A 25,566-nucleotide genomic window follows, 5' to 3' on the forward strand; every position below is an offset into this window, starting at 1 on the left:
ACACCGGTCCGGTGTGACGTCGCCACCATTCTCTCCGGTCGCGGCGGTGCCTCGGACGTCAGTGCCGGGCGTCCCGCGAGGCGTCCGGGAGGGGGTCGACCTTGGCGAGGTCGAAGGCGAACGCGGTCATCCACTGCGGGTGCAGCCGGTAGTAGACCACGTCGTTGTCCCAGTCGAAGGCGTCGGCGCCGTAGAAGTCCCGGAAGTACGCGAGCAGGTCCGGCCAGTCGGCGGCCGGCTCGCCGTCGTGGGGGTTGAGGACCTCCACGGTGCCGTGGGTGAACACGCCCAGGTCCTCCCCGCGCATGTGCGCGGCGCTGACGGCGGGCCGGGCGGCGAGGTGCCGGGCCTTGGCGGCGGTGCGCGCGGTGCCGAAGTGCCACCTCCCGTGCAGGAAGTGCCCGTCCGCGCCGCTGATCCGCGGCTCGCCCTTCGCCGTCACGGTGGACAGCGCCAGCGTGCACATGCCGGTGAGCACGCGCGTGAGCTGCTCGGCGGTGAGCGTGTTCTCGCTGGTGACGATCGACCGCAGGTGCGCCGTGGAGCGGGAGAGCGAGGCGTCGAGGAGGGCCTGGAGCCGGCGGAGCTCGTCGGGTGTTTCGCGCATGAGGATCCTTGTCTGTGCGGTGTCCGGCCCGGCGCCACCACGACGTCGGCCGGTGAACCCCACTGTCCCGGCCAAACCCGACATCCTCTGTCGTGTTTCCCGGACGGATCTCTCCGGACGGACCTCTCCCGGAACGACCGCCCCGCCTGCCGCCCGGCCCTCCCTACCGCAGCACGGACTCCAGGAAGTCACTGCCGAGCCGCGTCACGACCGGGATGTCGAGCTGGTGGAGGACGTAGCGGCCCCGGCGCTGGGTGATGACCAGCCCGGCCTTCTTCAGGACGGCGAGGTGGCGGGAGACCTCCGGCGCGGTGATGCCGTACGCGTCGGCCAGCTCGCTCGTCGAGTACGCGCTGCGCGCGAGGTTGCGGCACAGGCTCATCCGCATGGGATGGGTCAGCGCGTCCAGGCGCAGCTTGACCGTCTCCACGGACTCGGTGCCGCCGACCTCGTGGGCGGCGGCCGGGTACTGGATCACCGGCTGCCAGCCCGCCCCGTAGAGGGTGAAGAGGTGCGGCCAGCCGAAGACGGTCGGCAGCAGCGTGACGGCGGTGCCCCGGGCGTCGGTGCGGCCGTGGATCAGTTTGTCGACGACGATGCGGCTGCCGTGCTCGTCCTCCTCCAGGCTCATCGCGGGTGACGCAGCCGTGAGCGCTTCCGCCAGGCCCTTGCGGCGCAGCAGCTCGGTCTTGTGCTGGGCGTCGGCGGCGAGCTGGACGCGGACCCGGCGCCAGGTGTCGGCGAAGAACGCCTGGTCGCAGTCCTCCAGGAGGCGCCGGATCCAGGCGCGGGTGGCGGTGGGATCGGCGAGCATCCGTTCGACGAAGGCCGCCTGGCGCGGGCCGCGGGCCGCCGCCAGGTCGAGTGCGCGGCGCCGCGACCACTCGTCGACCAGCGGCGACGGCAGGCCCCTGGGGTAGTGGCTGGTGCTGCACGAGATCTCCAGGGCCGCGCCCACGAACTTCTCGTCGTCCATGCGGTCGAGGTCGTCGAGCTCCTCGGCGAGGGTCTCCCGGGGCTGGGGCGGCATCAGGAAGTCGGAGCGGGTCGAGCGCCACATGAAGTCGGCCTCGAATAGCCGGTCGGCCAGTTCCGGTGTGAGCGCGGCGGAGGTCGTCGTCGTCCACGCGTGCAGCCGGGCGTGGTGGGCGGGCTCGGCGAGCGCGTGCAGCGCGTTGCTCAGCTCGGCCAGGGGCGAGGGGCAGAAGATGATCCGCTCGTGCGGCAGTCCGGTGATGTCAATGGTCACGCTCACCCGTCCATGGTGCCTGGCGCCCCTGCAGCCGGGGCGGGCGGGGGGAGCGGTTCCGTCATTTGACGGGGGTCGTCAATCGACGGGACTTGTGGGGCGGCCGGGGTGCACGGTGGGCGCATGAACGCACTGCACCAGCACCTCTTCGACAGCTACCGGGCCGCCCAGCACGACGAGCCGGCTCCGCCCGCCCCCGGTACCCACGACGTCGCGGTGCTGCGCGCGGCCCGCGACCACCGCCGCTTCGAAGCCGTCCTCGCCGGGCGCCCGACCACCGGCCGGCTCCGCCTGGCCCTCCGGCTGGCCCTGCGCCGCCGACGGCGGGCCGGGGCGTGCTAGCCGCTCCTCCGAGGGGGGCGTGTCGGACCGCGTCGGGAACGCTAGAGGACCCGGGAGCGTAGCCTGCTCCCGGGCCCCTGGTTGCCGCCCAATTGCGCACACCGGCACGTTGAAGGGTCGCGGATCAGATTGAAATCGACGCGTTCTGCCTTTGAACTACCGTGCCACGGAGCGGCACAGACAGGACTCGAACCTGCATTCGTCGATGGTCGTCCACACCCGGTCGATCCGGTGTTCGGCGGCGAATGCTGAGACTGGAGCGAGAGTCTGAGATTCACGGGGTCTGCCTCTGCCTGCTTGGGCTACCCCGGCCGGTGGTGCCGGGGGGAGGACTCGAACCTCCACTGTGACCCCTGGTCAGCTTCAACATCAGTGTCAGCTTTTCGCACCGCGCAGCCGCTCCCGCCCGGTTTCCCGGACAGGAGCCTCGGCGCTCGGTGCACCCGCCCGGCTCCCCGGACGGGCGATCATGAGGCTACCGGAACAGGTAGCCGAAGACGGCGTCACCCACCCGCTGGTCGGTGACCTCGGCGGCGTTGGCCTCCTCGCGGGCGAACTTGACCGCCTGCTGGAGCTTCTCCACCCGCTCGGCCAGCTCGTTCACCCGGCGGGCCGGCAACGCGCCGGAGAACTTGACCGTGGTCCAGTAGCCGACCGCGACGTCCTCGTAGTAGACCTCGACCTGGGCCGGGTGCTTGTCCGTGGCCTCGGCCTTGACGTGGTTGCGCGGCACCTTCTTGGTCCGGATGGTGCGCACCGGCTCGGTCTTCCAGGAGTCGGTGGACGGGTCGAGGTTCCAGGACTCGGAGGCGTCCAGCACCGGGAGCTTCTTCACGAAGGTGAACAGGTCGGTGAGCTGCTTCTCCAGGAAGAGCAGGTACGGCACCGGCACCCGCGCGAGGAGGACCTGGCCGTCCACCACCACGTCGGCGGAGGCACCGACGTTGGCCCAGTCCTTGGTGGCCGTCACGTCGAAGAGCCGGGTGAGGGTCTGCGCGGTGGAGCGCAGGATGTCCTCGGCCTTCAGCTGCACGCGGGTGGACTCCGGCGGCAGCTGCTCGCCCTCCTCGTCCTTGGGCTGGTAGGTGCGGGAGATCCCTGCCAGCAGCGCGGGCTTCTGCAGGTCCTGGTGGGCCTGGGTCAGCTCCTGGAAGGACTTGGACTTGACGCCCTTTTCGACGGCGATGATCTGGTTCAGCTTTGCCACGTCCGGGACGCTAGCAGGATCGAACTGATCAGCGACAGCGAATTACTGACCGAGCGCCGGCCCGAGTGCCGGTCGGACCCCGGCGGCCGGGACCGTACGGGCGCTCCTCGCCGGTTCCGCGGCGTGCTGGGCCGATCGGATGGAGCCTCGCGGTTCCCGGTCCGCCCCGGTGGTGGGAGCGCGGGGCGGTAGCGGTGCGCGGGCTAGGTTCGTCCCCGTGACCGGCAACGACGTAGTTCTGGCGCTGGTGGTGGTCACCGCGCTGGGTTTCGACTTCACCAACGGCTTCCACGACACCGGCAACGCCATGGCGACCTCGATCGTCACCGGAGCCCTCCCGCCGCGCGTCGCGGTCGGGATCTCGGCGGTACTGAACCTGGTGGGCGCGTTCCTGTCGACCGCGGTCGCCGCCACGATCGCCAGCGGCCTGGTGGAGAGCGCCGACGTGACGCTGACCGTGGTCGTGGCGGGCCTGACCGGCAGCATCCTGTGGAACCTGACGACCTGGTACGTCGGGATCCCGTCCAGTTCCTCCCACGCGCTGGTCGGCGGCGTGGTCGGGGCGACCATGGCGGCGGCCGGGGCGTCCGCCGTCAAGTGGCAGGGCCTCGTCTCCAAGGTGATCGTGCCGGCCGCGCTGTCGCCGGTCATCGCCGGGTCGGTCGCCGCGCTCGGCACCTACCTCGTGTACCGCGTGACCCGCGGCGTCGCCGAAGGCTCGCGGACGCGCGGCTTCCGCGGCGGCCAGGTCGGTTCGGCCTGCATGGTCTCGCTCGCCCACGGCACCAACGACGCGCAGAAGACCATGGGCGTCATCACCCTGGCCCTGATCGCCAACGGAACGCTGAACGCCGGGGCGAAGGCGCCGGACTGGGTGATCGCCTCCTGCGCCACGGCCATCGCCCTGGGCACCTACATCGGCGGCTGGCGGGTCATCAGGGCCCTGGGTAAGGGGCTGGTGGAGATCGAACCGCCGCAGGGGATGGCCAGCGAGTCGGCCTCGGCCGCCGTCATCCTCTGCTCCGCCGACTTCGGCTACTCGCTCTCCACCACCCACGTCGCCACCGGGTCGATCCTCGGATCGGGGGTCGGCAGGAGCGGCGCGGTCGTGCGGTGGAACATCGCCCGCCGCATGGTGGTGGCCTGGGTGCTCACCCTCCCGGCCGCGGGGCTGGTCGGGGCGCTGGCCTACTGGGCCGCCAACGGGATCGGCGGCGCCGCCGGCGTGGTGGTCGTCTTCATCGTGTTGGTGGCGGCCTCGGTCGCCTTCTACGCCGCGTCCCGCCACCCGGCCGTCACGCCGGAGAACGTCAATGCCGCCTGGACGGGCTCGGTCGTCCCCGAGCCCGTCGTCGAGGAGCCGGCCCGCACGGACGAGGTGGCCTCGTGAACCCCTGGATCGATCTGAACGCGGTCTGGAAGATCGTCGTGGTCGGCTTCCTCGCCGGTGCCGGCCTGCCCGCGGTGTTCGCCGTCGGTGTGCGCGCCCTCTACCCCCCGGTCGGGCCGGTCGGGGGCGGGGTCGGGGGTGCGGCTGGGGCGTCACGCGCCAGGGCCGGGGCGTTCGGCGTCACCGTCGCCGCCGTGTGCTTCGCGGTGGTCCTCGCCGCGATCGGCTGGGGCATCTCCATCATCGTCAACCACAGCTGAGCGTCCGGGTCCGGTCCGCCGATGGTTCCGGCGGCAGGGAAACGAGCCGCGGCACCCCCGCCCGGAAATCCCTGACGGTCGTTCCTCGGAGGGGGGACCGAATCCGGAGTTTTGACATTCCGCTTAAAGTCATACAGTCTTCTCGGCATGTCTGACCGTCACCCGATCGAGTGCGCCGCCATTGAGCTGGCGCTGATCGGCGTGGCCGCGCACTGCGTTTCCGACAATCTCTGTCGCTGAATCCGCCTGTCCCGAAGCCTTCGCGGTGATCGCCGCGCTTCGGGGCGTCGCCCCTTCCCGCGGGCGCGGTGCCGCTCAATCTTCCCGAGGCCTCACTGTCGCCCGCCTTCCTCCGTACACCATCGGTAGCGAAAGGCTCCCTTTCCGATGTCTCGAACCACCTTCACCCCTCGCCGCCTCGCCCTGGCGACCGTCACCGCCGCGCTCGTCGTCGGGCTGGCGGCGTGCGGACCGAAGGCCGACGGCGGTGGTGGCACCGGCAAGGACGCCGCACCGCAGCAGGGCGGCACCCTCACCGTCCTCAACCAGCTCCCGCAGGAGCAGTTCGACCCCGCACGGCTCTACACCTCCGGCGGCGGCAACGTCCCCTCCCTGGTCTTCCGCACCCTCACCACCCGCAACCGGGTCGACGGCGCGGCCGGCACCAAGGTCGTCCCCGACCTCGCCACCGACACCGGCACCCCCTCGGAGGGCGCCACGGTGTGGACGTACCACCTCAAGGACGGCCTGAAGTTCGAGGACGGCTCGCCGATCACCACCGCCGACATCAAGTACGGCATCGAGAGGTCATTCGCGCCCGAACTCTCCGGTGGCGCACCGTTCCTGAGGGACTGGCTGGTCGGCGCCGCCGACTACCAGGGCCCGTACAAGGACGGCCGCACCCTGGACGCCATCGAGACGCCGGACGAGAAGACCATCGTCTTCCGCCTCAACAAGCCCGAGGGCGACTTCCCCTACCTCGCCACCCAGACGCAGTTCGCGCCCGTCCCGAAGGCCAAGGACACCGGGACCAAGTACCAGGACCACCCCGTCTCCTCCGGCCCCTACCAGGTCGTCAAGAACGAGAACGACGGCACGCACCTCGTCCTCAAGCGCAACCCCAACTGGTCGGCGGCGACGGACGACCAGCGCAAGGCGTACCCCGACACCGTCGACGTGCAGTCCGGGCTCGACCCGGCGGTGATCAACCAGCGGCTCACCGCGAGCACCGGGGCCGACGCGGCAGCCGTCACCACCGACACCAACCTCGGCCCCTCCGAACTCGCCCAGGTCAAGGACGACAAGGCCCTCGCCGCGCGGGTCGGCACCGGCCACTTCGGCTTCGTCAACTACCTGGCGTTCAACCCCAAGGTCAAGCCCTTCGACGACCCCAAGGTCCGGCAGGCCGTCGCCTACGCGATCAACCGCACCTCGGTGGTCAACTCCGTCGGCGGCTCCTCGCTCGCCGAGCCCGCCACCACCTTCCTGCCCAACCAGGAGACCTTCGGGTACACGCCGTACGACCCGTTCCCGGCCGGCGCCACCGGCAACCCGGAGAAGGCCAAGGAGCTGCTGAAGGAGGCCGGTTACCCGGACGGCCTGACCATCACGCTCACCCACTCCACTGCAGCCGGCAAGGCCTACGGCCCGGACGTGGCCACCGCCGTCCAGGACGGGCTGAAGGCGGCCGGGATCACCGTCCAGCTGGAGCCCCTGGACTCCACCAGGTACTCCAAGACGATCCACGGCGTCGGCACCGAGCCCGGCCTCTTCCTCACCGGCTGGGGCGCCGACTGGCCGTCCGGCGGCCCGTTCCTGGCGCCGATCTTCGACGGCCGGCAGATCGTCACCGACGGCTCCAACTTCAACACCGCGCAGCTGAACGACCCCTCGGTGAACGACGAGATCGACCAGATCAACAAGATCACCGACCACGCCGAGGCCGCCAAGCGCTGGGGCGCCCTGGACAAGCGCATCGGCGACCAGGCCCTGACCGTCCCGCTGTACCACCCCGTGTACAAGCGGCTGTCCGGCAAGGACGTCCGCAACATCGTGATCAGCGACTGGACCGGTGTGCTGGACATCTCCCAGGTCGCGGTCAAGTAGCGGCCGGAACGGACGGATCGAACGGACCATCATGGCTCCACAGGAACCCAGCGTCGGGGAGGCCCTCGCGGTCTCCCCGGCCCCCGGGGGACGGCAGGTGTGGCGGCGGCTGCTCGCGCGGCGCACCGCCCTCGCCGCCGGCCTCGTCATCGTCCTGCTCGTCCTGATCGCGGCGGCGGCACCGCTGCTCAGCGCGCTCGAAGGGCAGGACCCCACCAGCTTCCACAACGACCTGCTCGACTCGGCGGCCGGCGGCGTGCCCACCGGCTCCTTCGGCGGCATCAGCGCCGACCACTGGCTGGGCGTCGAACCGGGCACCGGGCGCGACGTCTTCGCCCGGCTCGTCCACGGCGCCCGGATCTCGCTGCTCGTCGCCCTCGGCGCCACCGTCGTCCAGGTCGCCATCGGCGTCCTGGTCGGCCTCGCCGCGGGCCTCGGCAGCCGGGTGCTCGACCAGCTGATCGGCAACACCACCGAGGTGATGCTCGCGCTGCCCTCGCTGGTCTTCGCCATCTCGCTGATGGCCGTCGTGCCCTCCGACTTCCCCCGCCCGCTCCTGCTGACCCTGGTCATCGGGCTGCTGGGCTGGGCCGGCACCTCGCGGATCGTCCGGGCGCAGACGCTCGCCCTCCGGCAGCTCGACTACGTGGCCGCGGCCCGGCTGGCCGGCGCCACCCGGTGGCGGATCGCCCGCCGGGAACTGTTGCCCTCGCTCGCCGCGCCGGTCGTCACCTACGCGGCGGTGCTGCTGCCGGGCAACGTGATCGCCGAGTCCGGGCTGTCCTTCCTCGGGGTGGGCGTCAAGCCGCCGACCTCGTCCTGGGGCCAGATGCTCTCCGGCGCCACCACCTGGTTCCGCGCGGACCCGACGTACGTGCTGCTCCCGTCCGCGCTGCTGTTCGTCACCGTGCTCTCCTTCACCGTGCTCGGCGACGCCGTCCGCACCGAACTCGACCCCCGGGCGGCCTCCCGGCTGCGGGTCGGGGCGTCGAGCGGCGGCGCGGCCTCGGCGGGCACGGGGCCCTCCGGCGCCGGTTCGTCGAACGCGGGCCGCCCCGGCCCGTCGAACGCCACCGAGGAGGCCACCGCATGACCCGCTTCCTGCTCCGCAAGGCCCTCGGCATGCTCGGCGTGCTGCTCGCCCTCTCCGTGATCGTCTACGCGGTGTTCTACATCGCCCCCGGCGACCCGGCCCAGCTGGCCTGCGGCGAGAAGTGCAGCCCCGCCCAGGTCGCCCAGGTGCGCGAACGCCTCGGCCTGGACGCCCCCGTGTACCTCCAGTACGCCCACTTCCTCCAGGGCATCGTCGCCGGCCGCGACTTCAGCGCCGGCACCGGACTGCTGCACTGCCCGGCCCCCTGCCTCGGCGTCTCCTATCGCAGCGGCGAGCAGGTCACCGACATGATCACCGCCCGGCTCCCGGTGACGGCCTCGCTGGCACTCGGCGCGATGGTGCTCTGGCTGCTCCTCGGCGTCGGCACCGGACTGCTCTCCGCGCTGCGCCGCGGCCGGCTCAGCGAGCGCCTGCTGACCGCGCTGACCCTGGCCGGCAACTCCGTCCCGGTCTTCGTCCTCGGCCTGGTGCTGCTCATCGTCCTGTGCGCCCAGCTCCAGTGGCTGCCGTTCCCGAGCTACGCGCCGCTCACCGAGGACCCGGAGCAGTGGTTCTGGGGCCTGCTGCTGCCCTGGATCACGCTCGCCCTGATCGAGTCCGCCAAGTACGCCCGGCTGACCCGCTCCTCCCTGCTGGAGACCCTCGCCGACGACCACATCCGGACCTTCCGGGCGTACGGCGTCAGCGAACGGCGCCTGGTGACCAGGCACGCGCTGCGCGGCGCGCTCACCCCGGTGATCGCGCTCACCGCCATCGACCTCGGGACGATGTTCGGGGGAGCGGTGCTGACCGAGTCGCTCTTCGGCCTCCCGGGGCTCGGCAAGCTGCTGGTCACCTCCGTCGGCCTGATCGACCTGCCGACCGTCGTCGGACTCACCCTCGTCACCGGGTTCTGCGTGGTCCTCGCCAATGTCGTCGCGGACGTGCTGTACGCGGTGACCGACCGAAGGGTGGTCCTGACGTGAGCACCGAACCCCTCGTCGACGTCCGGGACCTGGTCGTCGACTTCCCGGTCGGCGACGGCCACGTCCGCGCCGTCGACGGCGTGGGCTTCACCCTGGAGGCCGGGCAGGCGCTCGGCATCGTCGGCGAGTCCGGCTCCGGCAAGAGCACCGTCGCCTACGGACTGCTCGGCCTGCACCGCGGGACCGGCGCCCGGATCGGCGGCTCCGTCCGGGTCGCGGGCGTCGACGCCGTCACCGCCGAGGACGCGGAACTCCGGCGGCTGCGCGGCGGACTGGCCGCCATGGTGTTCCAGGACCCGCTCTCCGCGCTCGACCCGTACTACGCGGTGGGCGACCAGATCGCCGAGGTCGTGCGGGTCCACCGGCCCGTCACCCGCCGGGCGGCCAGGGCCCGGGCCGTCGAGGTGCTCGACCGCGTCGGCATCCCCGACGCGACGCGGCGCTCGCGGTCGCGTCCGCACGAGTTCAGCGGCGGCATGCGCCAGCGGGTGCTGATCGCGATGGCCCTGGCCTGCGAGCCCCGGCTGCTGGTCGCCGACGAGCCGACGACCGCGCTGGACGTCACCGTCCAGGCCCAGATCCTCGACCTGCTGCACGAGTTGCGCGCGGAGACCGGCGCCGGACTGGTTCTGGTCACCCACGACCTGGGCGTGGTCGCCGGGAGCGTCGACCGCGTGCTGGTCATGAAGGACGGCCGGGCGGTGGAACACGGCCCCGTCACCGAGGTGCTGGGCGCCCCGCGCGAGCCGTACACCCGGGCGCTGCTGTCCGCGGTGCCCCGGGTCGACGCGCCCGGCGCCCCGGAGACGACGGGCCGTCCGAGCGAGCCGACCGGGGGCGATGTCCTGCTCGAAGCCACCGACCTGCGCCGGGAGTTCGCCCCCCGCGGCACCCTCAGCCGGCGCACCGCCCCCGTCACCGCCGTGGACGGCGTCTCGCTCACCGTACGGGCCGGCGAGACCCTGGGCATCGTCGGCGAGTCCGGCTCCGGGAAGACCACCCTCGGGCGGATGCTCGTCCGGCTGCTGGAGCCGACCGGCGGGCAACTCCACTACCGGGGGCGCGACATCGGCGCGCTCGGCGAGAAGGAACTGCGCCCGCTGCGGCGCGAGCTGCAGATGGTCTTCCAGGACCCGGTCTCCTCGCTCAACCCGCGCCGCAGCATCGGGGAGTCCGTCGCCGACCCGCTGCGCATCGCCGGAGAGCGCGACGAGCGCCGCATCCGCGCCCGGGTCGGCGAACTCCTCGAACGCGTGGGGCTCGACCCCGACTGGTACCACCGCTATCCGCACGAGTTCTCCGGCGGACAGCGGCAGCGGGTCGGCATCGCCCGGGCGCTCGCACCCCGGCCGCGGCTGATCGTCTGCGACGAACCGGTCTCCGCGCTGGACGTCACCACGCAGGCCCAGGTGGTCGAGCTGCTGGGCGAGTTGCAGCGCGACCTCGGCCTCGCGCTGGTCTTCATCGCCCACGACCTCGCCGTGGTCCGGCAGGTCAGCGACCGGGTCGCGGTGATGCGGGCCGGGCGGATCGTGGAGCAGGGCGACGCCGACACGGTGTACGACTCGCCCCAACACGCCTACACCAAGGGGCTGTTGGCCGCCGTACCGGTGCTGGACCCGGCCGAGGCCACCGCCCGGCGCACCGCCCGGCTGGCGGCCGCCGGAGCCTGACCGGGCACCGGCTCGCACTCCTCGGGGTGCGGGCCGGCCCGGGGGGCGCGCGACCGCCGGTGGGAAACCGGTGGTGACGGTGCGGCGCGGCCGATGGCCCTGTGTGGGCGATCGGTCACCCTAAGGTGATCCCATGCGCGGATCGAAACTCCTGTACGCGGCAGTGGTCCTGATCCTGGGTGCGGCCTCCGTGGCCGTCGCGAGGAACTCCCGGAGCGACACCGCCGAGACCCGCATGGCACCGGCCATCCTGCTGGCCGACGAGTACCACGAGAACCACCTGCGGCCCATCGCCGACGAGATCCACCGACTCGTCGACACCGGCCGCGTCGACGGCGGCGACTTCACCTCGATCGTGTACCACGGCGACGAGCACCGCCTCGACCTCTACTGGAAGGGCCCCGTCCCCGCCGGGATCACCGAGGCCGTCGACTCCTGGCGCGCCCGCACCCGCGAGCAGATGCGGCACGACCCCGCCGGCCCGGTGAGCCCCGACTACGACGTCCGCTACCACCAGGCCGCCTACTCCCGCTCCGAGATGGACCGGGCCGTCGAACGGTTCGTCACCGCCGTCGGCAACGACACCTCGGAGTGGTCCTCGATCTCACCCGCCAACGACGGCAGCGGCCTCCTGCTGACGTACCAGCCGAAGACCACCAGGCGCCTCGCGCCGGCGAACGCCCCGGCCCGCGACTACGAGACCCGGGCCGAGCAGCTCGCCGGCATCCCCGTCCACGCCGGGACCGGCTCCCCGGAGACCTCCACCCGGGGCGGCCGCACCGGCGACGCCCCGCCCTGGTACGCCGGAGCCGATCTCACCCTGAGCGACAACTCCCGCTGCTCCACCGGAATCCCCGGCTGGGTCGGCAACCGGCGGGTGCTGCTCACCGCCGCCCACTGCCAGACCAGCGGGAACGTCTACAACGGGCAGCGCGTCGTCGGGGAGGTCACCGCCCACGACGACGGCCTCGACGTCGCCGTCGTCACGACCGGTCAGGAGACCGCGGCCCGCTTCTACAGCGGCTCCTGGAACAGCGGCGACTCCCGTCCGCTGTACGGCCCGGCGCGCCTGGACCCGGGCCAGTCCGCCTGCTTCAGCGGCGCCATGTCCGGGTTCCACTGCGAGCTGGAGGTCACGCGCGTGGGCGTCCACTCGTCGTCCGGCCGTACCGACGCGACCGAGGTGAGGTCCCGCAGTGGCGGCGTCGCCGTCGCCCAGGGCGACAGCGGGGGGCCGGCGGTGGCCAACCCGCAGGGCGACGCCATGGCGCCGGTCGGCGTCATCACCGCCGGGAACACCGACACGAAGGTTCCCTGCGGCGCGACGTCGATCCCGACGACCTGCTTCTCGACCGGCTACTACACGCCGCTCGACCCGGTCGCGTCCAGGTTCGGGTTCTCGGCGTCGTGACCGCGCCCGGGCCTCTCGTTCGGCGTGCTCAGGAGCCTTGCTAGAACGCCGAGTTGGTGAACCAGAGGTCCAGCAGTTCCTCGTCTCCGGCGACGGCGACCCCGGGCGCCGAGCGGTCGATCCGGCCGTAGAGGAGGAGCAGCAGGTCGGCGGCGGTGGCCGAGACGGTGGCGTCGGCGGTCGGGTCGGTCGGGTCGGCGGCGTCCAGGCCGAAGCCGTCGGGGCGCAGGCGCACCAGCCAGTCGCCGTCCCCGTCGGTGCGGGTGAAGCGGACCGTGCGGTTGTCGCCGCGGAGTTCGGCCGTGCGCGGGGCGAAGGTGGCGGCGTACGGCAGGTTGGTGAGGAACTCGTCGACGCCGTCCGCGGCGAGGCCCGGGTCGATCTCGGGCTTCAGCCCCAGCGCGAGTTCGGCGTCGGCGCGGTGGACGAGCGTCTCGAAGAGCATCCGGCGCACCCAGAACCGGGCGTGCTGGTCGGCGCCCCAGGCCCACATCGGGGCGTCGAGGTCGGTCTCGGTGAACGTCGCCCCGGCCTCCGCGCCGGCCTCGGTGAGCCACGCCGGGTAGTCCTCCGCCCGCTCGGGGAGCTTCAGGTCGACGTCCCGGCTGGTGGGCGGTGCCTGGATGCGCTGCCGCAGCAGGACGGTGAACCAGCGTTGGACGCTGCCGGCGTGGCGGAGGAGGTCGGTGAGGCTCCAGCCGGGACAGCTGGGGACGGGCGTGGTCGGGTCGGCGGACCGGACGGCGGTGGCGAACCGGTCGGTCTCGGCGGCCACGGCGGTGACGTGCTCGTTCGGGGTCATGGGTGGAAGCTCCGGGGGCAGGGGTTGGCAGGGGTTGGTGCGGTCTCGGCCGGGCGGCGCGGGTCAGGCGAGGGGCTTGTCGACGACGGCCTTGGTGTGGCTGAACGTGTCGATCGAGTACTCGCCGTGGTAGCGGCCCATGCCGCTCTCGCCGACGCCGCCGAACGGCAGCTCGGGCATCGCCAGGTGCGAGACCGGCAGACCGAAGCTGAGCGCGCCGGAGGAGGTCTCCTCGGCCAGTCGCCGCTTGGTGTCCGCGGACTCGGTGAAGGCGTAGAGGGCGAGCGGCTTGTCGCGCTCGTTGATGAACGCGATCGCCGCGTCGAGGTCGGGCACCGGCAGGACGGGCAGGACCGGGCCGAAGATCTCGGTCCGCATCACCGGGGCGGTCGCGGGCACGTCGGCGAGGACGGTCGGGGCCAGGTAGCGGGTGGCGCGGTCGTGCTCGCCGCCGACGACGGTCCGCCCGTCGCCGAGCAGCGCGGTGAGCCGGTCGAAGTGGCGCTCGTTGACGATCCGTCCGTACTCCGTGCTCGCGGCCGGGTCCTCGCCGTACAGCTCCCGCACCGCGTCGGCCAGTTCGCGTTCCAGGGCGGCCGCGGTGTCGCCGACGGCGAGGACGTAGTCGGGGGCGACGCAGGTCTGTCCGGCGTTGAGGAACTTGCCGCGGGCGATCCGCCGGGCGGTGACGGCGAGGTCGGCGCCGGGGTCGACCACGACCGGGCTCTTGCCGCCGAGTTCCAGGGTGACCGGGGTGAGGTGCCGGGCGGCGGCGGCCATGACGATCCGTCCGACGGTGCCGTTGCCGGTGTAGAAGATGTGGTCGAAGCGCTGCTCCAGCAGCGCGGTGGTCTCCGGGACGGCGCCCTCGACGACCGCGACCGCCTCCTCGCCGAGGTAGCGCGGCAGCAGTTCGGCGATGGCCGCGGAGGTCGCGGGGGCGAGTTCGCTGGGCTTGACGAGGGCGGTGTTCCCGGCCGCCAGGGCGCCGACCAGCGGGGCCAGGGCGAGCTGGAGCGGGTAGTTCCAGGGCGCGATGATCAGCACCACGCCCAGCGGGTCGCGGACGACCCGGGCTTCGGCGGGGCGGAAGAACTCCGGTACGGCGGCCGGCCTCGGCTCCAGCCACTCCGCCAGGTTTCGTACGGTGTGGTCGAGTTCGTTGAGGGTGAAGCCGATCTCGGTCCGGTACGCCTCGGTGGCGCTCTTGCCGAGGTCGGCGTGCAGGGCCTGCTGGAACACCTCGGCCTGCTCGGTGAGCAGGGCGCGCAGGGCGGCCAGCTTGTCCAGGCGCCAGGCGAGCGGCCTGGTGCGGCCGGTGGAGAATTCGGCCCGCAGGCGGGCGACCACGGAAGGGATGGCGTCGGTCATGAGGGTCTCGCGGTCTTGAGGTGGGGAGACGGTGCTTGCTGGCAGAAATTTTCACTACCTGAAGTAATGGTGACCCTAGGGATGAAAGGTTGAGATTGTCAAGCATCCTCCGTCGGGTGGGTTGACCGGCCGGGTGACCGGCCGGCCGGCCGGACGTCAGGGGCGGTAGGCGGTGAGCCTGTGGGTGGCCGGGCAGCGGCAGCAGGCCGTGTCGCGCGCGAGCAACTGCGGGAGGAGGCGTGGGTCGCCCGGGCCGGGGCAGGCGTGGGAGCCGCTGCCGCGGACCATGATCTCGTCGGGTTCGAGCCCGAGGACGGCGGCCATGTCCGCTGCGGAGGTGTGGAGGCTGGAGAGCGCGAAGTAGACGTACTGGTCGACCGGCACGGGGAAAGGATAGGTGCCGTCCGGCCGGGCCGTAAGTGGCGGGCAGTCAGTGCCGGGCCGTAAGTGCCCGACCCCGCCGACGTGTTGCGTCCGCGGTGGGGTCGAGCCCTCGGGGTGGTGGTCAGCTCAGGGTGCGGAGCGAGGCGGCGTCGTAGGGGTGCAGGTCGGCGAAGCGGCCGGAGAGGACCTTGGCGGCCCACTGCGGGTCCTGGAGGAGGGCGCGGCCGACGGCGACCATGTCGAACTCGTCGCGCTCCAGCCGGTCGAGCAGGTTGTCGATGCCCCGGACCGGTGCGCCCTCGCCCGCGAACGCGCGGACGAAGTCGCCGTCGAGGCCGACCGAGCCGACGGTGATGGCGGGGCGGCCGGTGAGCTTCCTGGTCCAGCCGGCCAGGTTGAGGTCGGAGCCGTCGAACTCGGGGATCCAGTAGCGGCGGGTCGAGGCGTGGAAGGCGTCGACGCCGGCCTCGGCGAGCGGGGTGAGGATCGCCTCCAGCTCCTCGGGGCTCTCGGCGAGGCGGGCGTCGTAGTTGTCCGACTTCCACTGGGAGTAGCGGAAGATCACCGGGAACTCCGGGGAGACGGCCTCGCGCACCGCGGTGACGAGTTCGGCGGTGAACTTCGTGCGGGCGACCGGGTCGCCGCCGTAGGCGTCGGTGCGGCGGTTGGTGCCCGCCCACAGGAACTGGTCGAGCAGGTAGCCGTGGGCGCCGTGCAGTTCGACGCCGTCGAAGCCGATCCGCTCGGCGGCCGCGGCGGCCTCGGCGAACGCGCCGATGACGGCGTCCAGGTCGGCCCGGGTCATCGCCCGCCCCGTGCCCTCGGTGCCGTTCAGCCGGATGCCGGACGGGCCGACGGCGGGGGCGTCGGCGAACGGCGGGTCGCCCTGCTTGCGGACCATGCCGATGTGCCAGAGCTGCGGCACGATGGTGCCGCCCGCCGCGTGGACGTCCTCGGCGACGCGGGCCCACCCGGCCAGCTGCTCCTCGCCGTGGAAGCGCGGGATGTCGTCGCTCTGGCCGGCGGACTCGTGGCCGACGTACGTGCCCTCGGTGACGATCAGGCCGACGCCGGCGGCGGCGCGGCGGGCGTAGTACGAGCGCACGTCCTCGCCGGGCACGCCGCCCGGGGAGAACTGGCGTGTCATCGGCGCCATCGCGATGCGGTTGGGCACGGTCAGCCCGTTGATCGTGACGGGTCGGGACAGGATCCCGGCCGCACGGTCGGCGGCGGTCTCGGTGACGGTCATGGGATTCCTCGCGGTCGCGGTGACGGTGTGGGCGGCGATGTCGATGGCGCACGCCGGGGTGGAAACGGTTGCCCGTACCAACCACCTCGGTGGCCTCGGCATTTCTTCGCGCGCGCTCGGCTCGCTGTGATCCGCGCCACTGTGCGCCACTGCGTGCTGCTGTGCCGGCCGCCGCCGTCCGTCCTGCCTCGGAGGCAAATGTACGGACAATAGCTTGCGGTCGATGGGGGGTCTCTCTACTTTAATGTCCGTACATTTCGTGAGGGAGGGACCCCTTGATAACCAGGCATCACCGGATCGTGATCATCGGTGGCGGGACCGCGGGAATCACCGTCGCGGCCAGGCTCCGCCGCGCGGGCGAGCAGGACGTGGCGGTGCTCGATCCGAGCGATCGTCACTACTACCAGCCGCTCTGGACCTTGGTCGGCGGCGGCCGGGCGCCGCTGTCGGAGAGCATCCGGTCACAGGCGTCCGTCATGCCGAAGGGCGTGGAGTGGATACGCCGCGCCGCGGTCGCCGTCGACCCCGAGGCCCGGGAAGTGACGCTGGACGACGGCGGCGCCGTCTCCTACGACCACCTCGTGGTCTGCCCCGGCATCCAGCTGGACTGGGACCGGGTGCCCGGGCTGGAAGCCGGGCTCGGCAAGGACGGCCTGTCCAGCAACTACCTGCCCCAGTACGCCCCCGCGACCTGGCGCTTCATCCGCGAGACCCGCTCCGGCAGCGCGGTGTTCAGCATGCCGACCGGCGCCGTCAAGTGCGGCGGCGCCCCGCAGAAGATCGCCTACCTGGCCGCCGACTACTGGCGCCGGCAGGGCGTGCTCGGCAAGATCGACGTCCACCTGGTGATCCCCGGCGCCGCCATCTTCGGCGTCCCCGAGTTCGCCCGCGTGCTCGACGGCGTGGTGCGCCGGTACGGCATCAAGGTCCACTACGGGAGCGAGGTCACCGAGGTCCGCCCGGACGCCCGCGAGGTGGTCGTCACCGACCTGGGGAGCGGGGGCACGACGACCCTGCCGTACGACGTCGCCCACGTGGTGCCGCCGCAGAGCGCCCCGGACTGGGTCAAGCGCAGCCCGCTCGCCGGGGCCGACGACCCGGCCGGCTACGTCGAGATCGACAAGCACACGATGCGGCACGTCCGGTACCCCAACGTGTGGGCGCTCGGCGACGCCGGCTCCTCCCCGAACTCCAAGACCGGCGCCGCGGTGCGCAAGCAGGCGCCCGTACTCGTCGAGAACCTCCTCGCCGCCCTCAACGGCCGGGTGCCCAAGGCCTCCTACGACGGCTACTCCTCCTGCCCGCTGACCACCGCCCGCAACAAGATGCTGCTCGCGGAGTTCGACTACAGCGGGCGGCCCACCCCGTCGATCCCGGTGATCGACACCATCCGCGAGCGCACCGACATGTGGTACCTCAAGCGGCGCGGCCTGCCGTTCCTCTACTGGAACCTCATGCTCCGCGGGCTCGCCTGACCGGTACGGGCGCACCCCGGCCCCCGCACAGCCCGCCGCACCGCCGCGACACCCCACCCCATGCCCCGCCCGCACGGCCGCGGGGCTCAACCACCGCCCACCCTCAGGAGCTTGAGATGACGACCGCCGGACCCCTGGTCTTCGTGCAGTTCTACCTGGACTGCCTCTCCCACGCCTCGTACCTCGTCGGCGACCGCACCACCGGCCGGGCCGTCGTGGTCGACCCCCAGCGCGACGTCCACGACTACCTCGCCACCGCCGAACAGCACGGCCTGACCATCGAGCGGGTCATCGAGACCCACATCCACGCGGACTTCCTCTCCGGCCACCTGGAGCTGGCCGAGCGCACCGGCGCGCGCATCTCCTACGGCTCCGCCGCCGCGCTCGACTTCGACACCGACCCGCTGGGCGACGGCGAGCACCTCGGCCTCGGCGCCGTCGACCTGGAGATCCTGCACACCCCGGGCCACACCCCGGAGTCGATCTGCGTCGTCGTGCGCGAACAGGCCGGTGACGCCGTCCCGTTCGGCGTGCTCACCGGCGACACCCTGTTCATCGGCGACGTCGGCCGCCCCGACCTGCTCAGCTCGCGCGGCCGCTCCGCCGAGGAGATGGCCCGCCTGCTGTACCGCTCCACCCGCGCCCTGCTGACCCTCCCCGACGACACGCGCGTCTACCCGGCGCACGGAGCCGGCTCGGCCTGTGGCAAGAACCTCTCCACCGAACTGAGCTGCACGATCGGCAACCAGCGCGGCGGCAACTACGCCCTGGCCGACATGACCGAGGACGAGTTCGTCGCCGTGGTGACCGACGGCCAGCCCGCCGCGCCCGCCTACTTCGCCTTCACCTCGGTGCGCAACCGCCAGGCCCGCCCGGTCCTCGACGAGGACACCCCCGTCCCGCCGCTCACCCCGGAGGAGTTCCTCCAGGCCCGGGCCGGCGGCGCCACCGTGCTCGACACCCGGGACCCGGAGGCGTTCGCCGCCGCCCACCTGCACGGCGCGGTCAACATCCCCCTCGGCGGCCGCTTCGCCGAACTCGCCGGCCAGGTGCTGGACGCCCAGGAGGCCGTCATCCTGTGCGGCGACGCGGACACCGCACTCGAGGCCCGGAACCGGCTGGCCAGGATCGGCTTCGACCGCGTCCTGGGCGCCCTGGCCGCGCCGGTGGACGCCGTCGGCGCCGCGCACCTGACCGAGGTCGTGCGGGTGGACGCCGACGAGCTCGCGGACCGACTCACCGAGGGCGCGGACGAGGTCGAACTGCTGGACGTGCGCGGCCCCGGCGAGATACGCGAGAAGGGCACCATCCCCGGCGCCCGGCTCCTCCCGCTGCCCGAACTGCTCGCCCGCCTCGGCGAGTTGCCGACCGAACAGCCGCTGACCGTGGTCTGCGCCGGCGGCAACCGCTCCTCGGTGGCCGCGTCCGTGCTGCGCGCCCGAGGCTTCGAGGCCACCGACCTGCGCGGCGGCTTCGCCGCCTGGCACGGCGAGGTCCTCCACCCCGCCGACCAGGCCTCGGACGGCGTCACGGCGTGAGCGTCCTGATCACCGCTCTGCTCTGCGGAGCCGTGGTCGGCGTGGCGCTCGGCGCGCTGGGCGGTGGCGGGGGAGTGCTCGCGGTCCCGGCCCTGGTGTACCTGCTGGGCCTGCCGCCCTCCGAGGCCGGGACCACCAGCCTGGTCATCGTCACCGCCACCACCGTCACCGCGCTCGTCCGCCACTCCGGCACCGGCAACGTCAAGTGGCGCACCGGCGCGCTGTTCGCCACGGCCGGCGTCATCCCCGCCATCGGGGCCTCCCTGCTCGCCCACCGCATCCCGCAACCGGTACTGACCGCCGCGTTCGCCGTCCTGGCCGCGCTGGCCGCCGCGGCGATGCTGCGCGGCACCCGAACCGCGGGGCGGACACCGGCCGCGGATGGCGGCGTGGCGGATGGCGGCGTGGCGGCGGGTGGCGCCGAGGAGGGCGCCGCGGACGGAGCGTCCGCGAAGCCGGCCGGCCGGGAGGGGTACGCGAGTACGGTCGCGGCCGGAGCAGGCCTCGGGGCGGTGACCGGACTGCTGGGAGTCGGCGGCGGCTTCCTCGCGGTGCCCGCGCTGGTGTCCGTGCTCCGGCTGCCGATGCGCAAGGCCGTCGGCACCAGCCTGGTGGTCGTCCTGATCAACTCGGTCGTCTCCCTCGCCACCCGCCTGACGGTCACGGGCGTGTCCATCGATCCGGCGATCTTCGGGCCGTTCGTGGGCGCCGCCGTCCTCGGCGCCTGGGACGGCAAGCGACTGGCGGCGAAGCTCTCCGGGGCCGCGCTGCAGCGGGCCTTCGCCGTCGTCCTGCTCGCGGTGTCGGCGTTCATGCTGGTCGGCGCCTTCGCCTGACGACCGCCGCACGACGACCGCGGCCCGCGCGACCGCCGCCCGGGGCACCCCGCCCGGGCGGCGGTCGCCGCCCGTCGTGCCCCGTCGCCGCCCGATCGGCGCGCCCGGCGGGACCGGCGGCCGTCGATTTTGTGCTATCCCCCCGGAGGTACGAACATTCACCTCGTGTCCCGCACCACCCACCCGACCCCTGATCCCCAGGAAGACGCCGTGACCTCCGAGCCCGGCCCCAGGACCCTCGCGCGAGCCCCGGGCAATCCGCTCTGGGCGCAGCTGCGCGCCGACCTGCTGCGCCGGCTCGACGAGGGCGAGTTCCGCGACGTCTTCCCCGGCGAGCACGACCTCGTCGCCGAGTACCAGGTCAGCCGGCACACGGTCCGCGAGGCCCTGCGCAAGCTCCGCGAGGAGGGCCTCGTCACCGCCCAGCGCGGCAAGGCCTCGCGGTTCACCGCGAGCCGCCCCCTGGAGCAGGACATCGGTGAGGCGTACAGCCTCTTCCGCTCCGTCGAGGAGGTCGGCGCCGTCCAGCGCAGTGTCGTGCGCGCGCTCGACCGGCGTGCCGACGGCGTCATCGCCGCCCGACTGGGCCTCGAGGAGTCCACGCCGCTCGTCTACCTCGAACGCGTCCGCCTGGCGGACGAGGAACCCCTGGCCGTCGACCGGATCTGGCTCCCCGCCGACCTGGCCGACCCGCTGCTCGACGTCGACTTCACCCACACCGCGCTCTACGACGAGCTCGAACGCCACTGCGGCACCCGCATCCGCGGCGGCTGGGAACGCATCCGCGCCGTGGTCCCCGGCCGGGGGGAGCGCATCCTGCTCGACTGCCCCGAGACCACCGCGCTGCTCGCGATCGACCGGCTCGGCCGCGATGCCGACGGGCGTGCGATCGAGTGGCGGCAGACGCTCGTCCGCGCGGACCGCTTCGCCGTCGCCGCCGCGTTCTCCGCCCACGACTACCGGCTGGGCGCCCCGGTCCAGACACCCTGACGGGACCGCGCCCTCCCGGCCGAACAGGCGGGTGCGCGCGGCGCGGGGCCGTCCGGACGAACACGGGGCCGTCCGGATGAAAACCTGGACGGCAGGGACCACCGGCCCCCGGCGCCCGGTGGAATGTGGCCTGTTGGGCCCTGAGCAGGCTCCGGCCGAGGGGCGACGATGGGAGCGGCCGGCCGCCGGCGGCCGGAGAGCCGACAGACCCGAGGAGTGCGCACCCATGCCCGTCGACCCCAGCACGGCTTCCGGTGGACCCTCCGACGAGGAGATCCGCGCGCTCGACGCCCACTGGCGGGCCGCCGACTACCTGTCGGCGGGACAGATCTACCTGATGGCCAACCCCCTGCTGCGCGAGCCGCTGCGCCCGGAGCACATCAAGCCCCGCCTGCTCGGCCACTGGGGCACCTCGCCCGGCCTCAACCTGGTGCACACCCACCTCAACCGGGTGGTCAGGGCGCGGGACCTGGACGCGATCTGCGTCTGGGGCCCCGGGCACGGCGGGCCCGCCGTCCTGGCGAACTCCTGGCTCGACGGAACCTACAGCCAGACCTACCCGAGCGTCACCCGCGACGAGTCCGGCATGGCCCGGCTGTTCCGGCAGTTCTCCTTCCCCGGAGGCGTGCCCAGCCACGTCGCGCCCGAGACACCGGGCTCCATCCACGAGGGCGGCGAGCTCGGCTACGCGCTCTCGCACGCGTACGGCGCCGCCTTCGACAACCCCGGTCTGCTGGTCGCCTGCGTGATCGGCGACGGTGAGGCCGAGACCGGACCACTGGCGGCCTCCTGGCACGGCAACAAGTTCCTCGACCCCGTCCACGACGGCGCCGTGCTGCCGATCCTGCACCTCAACGGCTACAAGATCGCCAACCCGACCGTGCTCGCCAGGCTGCCCGAGGAGGAACTCGACGCGCTCCTGCGCGGGTACGGCCACCTCCCGCTGTACGTCGGCGGCGACGACCCACTGACCGTCCACCGGGCCATGGCCGAGGCCATGGACACCGCCCTGGACCGGATCGCCGCCCTCCAGCACGAGGCCCGCACGGGAGGCACCGGGCGTCCGCGGTGGCCGCTCATCGTGCTGCGCACCCCCAAGGGCTGGACCGGACCCGCAGAGGTCGACGGCGTGCCGGTGGAAGGCACCTGGCGCGCCCACCAGGTGCCGCTGGACCAGGTGCGGGACAACCCCGCCCACCTCGCCCAGCTGGAGGAGTGGCTGCGCTCCTACCGGCCCGAGGAGCTCTTCGACGAGCACGGCCGGCCCGCGGCCGAGGTGCTGGCCTGCGTCCCCGACGGCGACCGCCGCCTCGGGGCGAACCCGCACGCCAACGGCGGCCTGCTGCTGCGCGACCTGCCGATCCCGGCGCTGGAGCGCTTCGCCGTGCCTGTCGACAAGCCCGGCAGCACACTGCACGAACCCACCCGGGTGCTCGGCGACCTGCTCGAACAGCTGATGGCTGACACCGCCGAGCGCCGGGACTTCCGTCTGGTCGGCCCCGACGAGACCGCCTCCAACCGGCTCCAGGCCGTCTACGCGGTCACCGGCAAGGCCTGGCAGGCCGAGACCCTGCCCGTCGACGAACACCTCGCCCGCGACGGCCGCGTGCTGGAGATCCTCTCCGAACACACCTGCCAGGGCTGGTTGGAGGGCTACCTCCTCACCGGCCGGCACGGCCTGTTCTCGTGCTACGAGGCCTTCGTCCACATCGTCGACTCCATGGTCAACCAGCACATCAAGTGGCTGCGCACCACCCGGGAACTGCCCTGGCGCGCGCCGATCGCCTCGCTCAACTACCTGCTCACCTCCCACGTCTGGCGCCAGGACCACAACGGCTTCTCCCACCAGGACCCCGGCTTCGTCGACCACGTCCTCAACAAGAGCCCCGAAGTCGTCCGGGTCTACTTCCCGCCGGACGCCAACACCCTGCTCGCGACCGCCGACCACGTCCTGCGCAGCCGCGACCACGTCAACGTCGTGGTCGCCGGCAAGCAGCCCTGCTTCGACTGGCTCACCCTCGACCAGGCCCGCGCCCACTGCGCCCGGGGCGCCGGGATCTGGGAGTGGGCCGGCACCGAGGACGGCACCCGGGAACCGGACGTCGTGCTCGCCTGCGCCGGCGACGTCCCCACCCAGGAGGTCCTCGCGGCCGCCCAGCTGCTCCGCGGCCGGCTGCCCGACCTGGCCGTCCGCGTGGTCAACGTGGTCGACCTGGCCCGGCTGATGCCCGCCGAGGAGCACCCGCACGGCATGCCCGACGCCGAGTTCGACGCCCTGTTCACCCGCGACCGGCCGGTGATCTTCGCCTACCACGGCTACCCGTGGCTGATCCACCGCCTCGCCTACCGGCGCGCCGTCCACTCCCACCTGCACGTGCGCGGGTACAAGGAGTCGGGCACCACCACGACGCCCTTCGACATGGTGGTCCGCAACGACCTCGACCGGTTCCGGCTCGTCATGGACGTCATCGACCGCGTCCCCGGCCTCGCCGTCCGGGCCGCCGCCCTGCGCCAGGAGATGGCCGACCGGCGCACCCTCCACCACGACTGGATCCGCGAGCACGGCACCGACCTGCCCGAGATCACCGACTGGACCTGGTAGGGCTGACTCACCACCAGGGGGCCGACCGTCAGGAGACCAGCACCGTGGACCTACCCGTCGCCGTCGGAGTCGACGGATCCGACCCCAGCCTGGCCGCCGCCGACTGGGCCGCCCGCGAGGCGCTGTCGCTCGGCCGCGCGCTGCGCGTCCTGCACGCGTTGCCCCCGACGTCCGACCCGTCGGGCCGGTCCGCCGGGCGGCGGACCGGCGCCGACCCGCTGCACGAGGTCTGCCGCGTCCTGGCGGTGCGGTACCCCCGGCTGGAGACCCGCGCCGACGAGGTCCACGACCTCGCCCCCGCGGCGCTGCTGGCCGCGGCGGAGGACGCCGAACTGCTCGTGGTCGGCGCCCGCGGTGCCGGCGGCTTCCCCGGACTGCGGGTCGGCTCCACCGCCCTCCACCTGGCCGCCCGGGCCGGCTGCCCGACGGTGGTCCTGCCGGTGGACCCGCCCGGCCCGGACCCGCGGGAGTGGATCGTGCTGGGCCTGGACGCCCGCCGGCCCGCCGAGGCCGCTCTGGAGTTCGCCTTCGCCGCCGCGGACCGGCACGGGCTGCCGCTGCGCGTCGTGCACGCCCCGGCCGGCGGGGGAGCGGACAGCGAGGACGAACTCCTCGCCCGTCTCCTCGCACCGTGGCGGGCCGCCCGGCCCGGGGTGGAGGCCGTCGCGGAGGGCACGGGCGAGGGAGCCGGCCCGGCGCTGGTGGAGGCGTCGGCCAAGGCCCGTCTGCTGGTGCTGGGCAGGCGACGCCCCCTCCTGGTCGGCGCGCTCGGCCCGATCGGCCATGCCGTGCTGCACCACTCGCTCTGCCCGGTCGCCGTCGTCCCGGAGTCCTGACGCGTCCCGGAGTCCTGACGTCGTTCCGGAGTCATGACCGGGACCTTCGGGCCATCCCAGGGGCTGCTCGGCCCCTGGGAACGGCCCGCGGCAACCGCGATCGTGGATCGCACACCGGGTCGTCGGCGTCCTCGCCGCGACCGTCCAACGAGGGAGGCCCGTCATCATGCCGTACGCCGTAGTGGTCGGAGTCGACGGATCGGAACCGAGCGCGGCCGCCGCCGAGTGGGCCGCCCGGGAGGCGCACCGCAGTGGCCGGCCGCTGCGGCTGCTCCACGTCGGGGGTACGGGCTCGCCGGCCCCCGGGGAGCCCGACACCGGCGGCGAGCCGCTGCCGCAGTCGGTGCTCGCCACCCGGGACCACCTCGCGAGCGTGCTGCCCGGGCTGGAGCCGACCTGCGACCAGGTGCCCGGGAACCCGGCGTACGCGCTCGCCGCCGCCGGAGGGCGCGACGGCCTGCTGGTGCTCGGCTCGCGCGGCCTGGGAGGGTTCGCCGGGCTGCTGGTCGGCTCGGTCTCGCTGCGGGTGGCGGGCCACGCGAACTGCCCCGTCGTGGTGCTCCGGGCCGGGGCCGACGGTCAGGGCGAGGACTCCGGTGACGTGGTGCTCGGGCTGGACAGCGACCAGGCCTGCCCGGACCTCATCGCCTTCGCCTTCGAACAGGCGGCGGCGCGGGGCGCGACGCTGCGCGTGCTGGAGAGTCGGAAGGTGCCCGCCGGGCCGTACTCGGCCGAGGGCGTGGTCTACCAGCCGGAGGTCAGGGAGGCGCTGGAGGCCGCGGAGCTGACGAGGCTCCAGGAGGCGCTGGCCCCCTGGCGGGAGAAGCACCCGGAGGTCCGGGTCCAGGCCGAGCTCACCGCCTGGTCGGCCGGACGGGCGCTGGTGGAGGCCTCCCGGAGCGCCTGCCTGACGGTGGTGGGGCGCCGCCGGCCCAGGCTCCACCCGGCCGCGCCCTGGCTGGGCTCCGTCACCCATGCCGTCCTCCACCACGCGCACGGCCCGGTCGCGGTCGTGCCGCACGACTGAGACCGGCCCAGCGGACGGGGGGGGGGGGGGGGGGGGGGCGGGGGGCGCCGCGCCGGCGGGGGGGGGGGGGGCGCGGGGCCCCCCGCGGCCGCGCGCCGGGCGCGGGGGGGGGCGCGGGGGGGGGGCGCGGGC

Annotated in this window: 24 protein-coding genes; 17 read left to right on the forward strand and 7 right to left on the reverse strand. The window is 73.3% G+C overall.

Going from position 1 to position 25,566, the window contains the following annotated elements; translation table 11 throughout:
- Positions 1-58 precede the first annotated feature (58 nt).
- On the reverse strand, positions 59-607 hold the full coding sequence (locus ACGF0D_RS30680; protein WP_392877490.1) for a pyridoxamine 5'-phosphate oxidase family protein: 549 nt from the start codon (positions 605-607) through the stop codon (positions 59-61).
- A 163-nt stretch (positions 608-770) separates the two neighbouring features.
- Positions 771-1,862 carry a DUF5937 family protein gene (locus ACGF0D_RS30685; RefSeq protein ID WP_392877488.1) on the reverse strand — a complete coding sequence of 364 codons (1,092 nt, stop codon included), beginning with the start codon at positions 1,860-1,862 and terminating at the stop codon, positions 771-773.
- Positions 1,863-1,979: 117 nt separating this feature from the next.
- On the opposite strand from ACGF0D_RS30685, the gene ACGF0D_RS30690 reads away from it, so the two are divergent.
- Positions 1,980-2,198: a hypothetical protein gene (locus ACGF0D_RS30690; protein WP_392877486.1), complete on the forward strand. Its 219-nt coding sequence runs from the start codon at positions 1,980-1,982 to the stop codon at positions 2,196-2,198.
- A gap of 475 nt (positions 2,199-2,673) precedes the next feature.
- Here ACGF0D_RS30690 and ACGF0D_RS30695 read toward each other — a convergent pair whose 3' ends face one another.
- Positions 2,674-3,405 carry a hypothetical protein gene (locus tag ACGF0D_RS30695; protein WP_392877485.1) on the reverse strand — a complete coding sequence of 244 codons (732 nt, stop codon included), beginning with the start codon at positions 3,403-3,405 and terminating at the stop codon, positions 2,674-2,676.
- 217 nt (positions 3,406-3,622) lie between these two features.
- Here ACGF0D_RS30695 and ACGF0D_RS30700 point away from each other — a divergent pair, with 217 nt between their 5' ends.
- The 8 genes from ACGF0D_RS30700 to ACGF0D_RS30735 all read left to right on the forward strand — a co-directional run bounded on the left by ACGF0D_RS30700 (position 3,623) and on the right by ACGF0D_RS30735 (position 12,324).
- The gene (locus ACGF0D_RS30700; protein WP_392877483.1) at positions 3,623-4,795 is read left to right on the forward strand and encodes an anion permease; all 1,173 of its coding nucleotides are present in this window, start codon (positions 3,623-3,625) and stop codon (positions 4,793-4,795) included.
- Entirely contained in the window at positions 4,792-5,055 is a 264-nt protein-coding gene (locus ACGF0D_RS30705) for a hypothetical protein (RefSeq protein ID WP_392877481.1), read from the forward strand. The genes ACGF0D_RS30700 and ACGF0D_RS30705 overlap by 4 nt, the downstream gene beginning before the upstream one ends.
- Positions 5,056-5,202: 147 nt before the next feature.
- Positions 5,203-5,295: an Ms4533A family Cys-rich leader peptide gene (locus ACGF0D_RS30710; RefSeq protein WP_317620150.1), complete on the forward strand. Its 93-nt coding sequence runs from the start codon at positions 5,203-5,205 to the stop codon at positions 5,293-5,295.
- A gap of 147 nt (positions 5,296-5,442) precedes the next feature.
- Positions 5,443-7,161, forward strand: a complete 1,719-nt coding sequence (locus ACGF0D_RS30715) for an ABC transporter substrate-binding protein (RefSeq protein WP_392921705.1) — start codon at positions 5,443-5,445, stop codon at positions 7,159-7,161.
- A gap of 31 nt (positions 7,162-7,192) precedes the next feature.
- Positions 7,193-8,254, forward strand: a complete 1,062-nt coding sequence (locus ACGF0D_RS30720; RefSeq protein ID WP_392921707.1) for an ABC transporter permease — start codon at positions 7,193-7,195, stop codon at positions 8,252-8,254.
- Positions 8,251-9,240, forward strand: a complete 990-nt coding sequence (locus ACGF0D_RS30725; RefSeq protein WP_392921709.1) for an ABC transporter permease — start codon at positions 8,251-8,253, stop codon at positions 9,238-9,240. Before ACGF0D_RS30720 ends, ACGF0D_RS30725 begins: the two co-directional genes overlap by 4 nt.
- A complete protein-coding gene (locus tag ACGF0D_RS30730) occupies positions 9,237-10,913 on the forward strand; it encodes an ABC transporter ATP-binding protein (RefSeq protein WP_392921712.1) in 1,677 nt (558 codons plus the stop codon). Before ACGF0D_RS30725 ends, ACGF0D_RS30730 begins: the two co-directional genes overlap by 4 nt.
- A gap of 133 nt (positions 10,914-11,046) precedes the next feature.
- Entirely contained in the window at positions 11,047-12,324 is a 1,278-nt protein-coding gene (locus tag ACGF0D_RS30735) for a hypothetical protein (RefSeq protein ID WP_392921715.1), read from the forward strand.
- Between the two features lie 40 nt (positions 12,325-12,364).
- Here the strand turns inward: ACGF0D_RS30735 and ACGF0D_RS30740 are convergent, their stop codons facing one another.
- The 4 genes from ACGF0D_RS30740 to ACGF0D_RS30755 form a co-directional block, all read right to left on the reverse strand.
- A complete protein-coding gene (locus ACGF0D_RS30740) occupies positions 12,365-13,126 on the reverse strand; it encodes a maleylpyruvate isomerase family mycothiol-dependent enzyme (protein ID WP_392921718.1) in 762 nt (253 codons plus the stop codon).
- A 63-nt stretch (positions 13,127-13,189) separates the two neighbouring features.
- Complete coding sequence (locus ACGF0D_RS30745) at positions 13,190-14,497, reverse strand: aldehyde dehydrogenase family protein (RefSeq protein ID WP_392921721.1); 1,308 nt, start codon at positions 14,495-14,497, stop codon at positions 13,190-13,192.
- Between the two features lie 156 nt (positions 14,498-14,653).
- The gene (locus tag ACGF0D_RS30750) at positions 14,654-14,881 is read right to left on the reverse strand and encodes a hypothetical protein (RefSeq protein WP_392921724.1); all 228 of its coding nucleotides are present in this window, start codon (positions 14,879-14,881) and stop codon (positions 14,654-14,656) included.
- A gap of 121 nt (positions 14,882-15,002) precedes the next feature.
- Positions 15,003-16,130 (reverse strand): NADH:flavin oxidoreductase, encoded by a 1,128-nt coding sequence (locus ACGF0D_RS30755; RefSeq protein ID WP_392921727.1) that lies wholly within the window; start codon positions 16,128-16,130, stop codon positions 15,003-15,005.
- Here ACGF0D_RS30755 and ACGF0D_RS30760 point away from each other — a divergent pair.
- The 8 genes from ACGF0D_RS30760 to ACGF0D_RS30795 all read left to right on the forward strand — a co-directional run bounded on the left by ACGF0D_RS30760 (position 16,129) and on the right by ACGF0D_RS30795 (position 25,434).
- Entirely contained in the window at positions 16,129-16,260 is a 132-nt protein-coding gene (locus ACGF0D_RS30760; protein WP_392877461.1) for a hypothetical protein, read from the forward strand. The two genes, ACGF0D_RS30755 and ACGF0D_RS30760, sit on opposite strands and share 2 nt — an antisense overlap.
- Before the next feature lie 145 nt (positions 16,261-16,405).
- Positions 16,406-17,605: an FAD-dependent oxidoreductase gene (locus tag ACGF0D_RS30765; protein ID WP_392877459.1), complete on the forward strand. Its 1,200-nt coding sequence runs from the start codon at positions 16,406-16,408 to the stop codon at positions 17,603-17,605.
- A gap of 116 nt (positions 17,606-17,721) precedes the next feature.
- On the forward strand, positions 17,722-19,143 hold the full coding sequence (locus ACGF0D_RS30770; protein ID WP_392921729.1) for a rhodanese-like domain-containing protein: 1,422 nt from the start codon (positions 17,722-17,724) through the stop codon (positions 19,141-19,143).
- The gene (locus ACGF0D_RS30775) at positions 19,140-19,979 is read left to right on the forward strand and encodes a sulfite exporter TauE/SafE family protein (RefSeq protein ID WP_392921732.1); all 840 of its coding nucleotides are present in this window, start codon (positions 19,140-19,142) and stop codon (positions 19,977-19,979) included. The genes ACGF0D_RS30770 and ACGF0D_RS30775 overlap by 4 nt, the downstream gene beginning before the upstream one ends.
- A gap of 210 nt (positions 19,980-20,189) precedes the next feature.
- Positions 20,190-20,969, forward strand: a complete 780-nt coding sequence (locus ACGF0D_RS30780; RefSeq protein WP_392877453.1) for a GntR family transcriptional regulator — start codon at positions 20,190-20,192, stop codon at positions 20,967-20,969.
- Between the two features lie 226 nt (positions 20,970-21,195).
- Positions 21,196-23,571, forward strand: coding sequence for a phosphoketolase (locus ACGF0D_RS30785; RefSeq protein ID WP_392877451.1), 2,376 nt, complete (start codon positions 21,196-21,198; stop codon positions 23,569-23,571).
- Positions 23,572-23,615: 44 nt separating this feature from the next.
- Complete coding sequence (locus ACGF0D_RS30790; protein ID WP_392921735.1) at positions 23,616-24,407, forward strand: universal stress protein; 792 nt, start codon at positions 23,616-23,618, stop codon at positions 24,405-24,407.
- A 166-nt stretch (positions 24,408-24,573) separates the two neighbouring features.
- Entirely contained in the window at positions 24,574-25,434 is an 861-nt protein-coding gene (locus ACGF0D_RS30795; protein ID WP_392921738.1) for a universal stress protein, read from the forward strand.
- Positions 25,435-25,566: the final 132 nt, after the last annotated feature.

Origin of the sequence: Kitasatospora sp. NPDC048298 (assembly GCF_043201465.1) — a bacterium.
Classification (GTDB): domain Bacteria; phylum Actinomycetota; class Actinomycetes; order Streptomycetales; family Streptomycetaceae; genus Kitasatospora.

Bases quoted from the DNA above. Each gene is read 5' to 3' on its own strand.
- ACGF0D_RS30680 (WP_392877490.1), bottom strand. From the start codon at position 607: ATGCGCGAAACACCCGACGAGCTCCGCCGGCTCCAGGCCCTCCTCGAC.
- ACGF0D_RS30690 (WP_392877486.1), top strand. From the start codon at position 1,980: ATGAACGCACTGCACCAGCACCTCTTCGACAGCTACCGGGCCGCCCAG.
- ACGF0D_RS30710 (WP_317620150.1), top strand. From the start codon at position 5,203: ATGTCTGACCGTCACCCGATCGAGTGCGCCGCCATTGAGCTGGCGCTG.
- ACGF0D_RS30715 (WP_392921705.1), top strand. From the start codon at position 5,443: ATGTCTCGAACCACCTTCACCCCTCGCCGCCTCGCCCTGGCGACCGTC.
- ACGF0D_RS30720 (WP_392921707.1), top strand. From the start codon at position 7,193: ATGGCTCCACAGGAACCCAGCGTCGGGGAGGCCCTCGCGGTCTCCCCG.
- ACGF0D_RS30725 (WP_392921709.1), top strand. From the start codon at position 8,251: ATGACCCGCTTCCTGCTCCGCAAGGCCCTCGGCATGCTCGGCGTGCTG.
- ACGF0D_RS30735 (WP_392921715.1), top strand. From the start codon at position 11,047: ATGCGCGGATCGAAACTCCTGTACGCGGCAGTGGTCCTGATCCTGGGT.
- ACGF0D_RS30740 (WP_392921718.1), bottom strand. From the start codon at position 13,126: ATGACCCCGAACGAGCACGTCACCGCCGTGGCCGCCGAGACCGACCGG.
- ACGF0D_RS30745 (WP_392921721.1), bottom strand. From the start codon at position 14,497: ATGACCGACGCCATCCCTTCCGTGGTCGCCCGCCTGCGGGCCGAATTC.
- ACGF0D_RS30760 (WP_392877461.1), top strand. From the start codon at position 16,129: ATGGGATTCCTCGCGGTCGCGGTGACGGTGTGGGCGGCGATGTCGATG.
- ACGF0D_RS30755 (WP_392921727.1), bottom strand. From the start codon at position 16,130: ATGACCGTCACCGAGACCGCCGCCGACCGTGCGGCCGGGATCCTGTCC.
- ACGF0D_RS30770 (WP_392921729.1), top strand. From the start codon at position 17,722: ATGACGACCGCCGGACCCCTGGTCTTCGTGCAGTTCTACCTGGACTGC.
- ACGF0D_RS30785 (WP_392877451.1), top strand. From the start codon at position 21,196: ATGCCCGTCGACCCCAGCACGGCTTCCGGTGGACCCTCCGACGAGGAG.
- ACGF0D_RS30795 (WP_392921738.1), top strand. From the start codon at position 24,574: ATGCCGTACGCCGTAGTGGTCGGAGTCGACGGATCGGAACCGAGCGCG.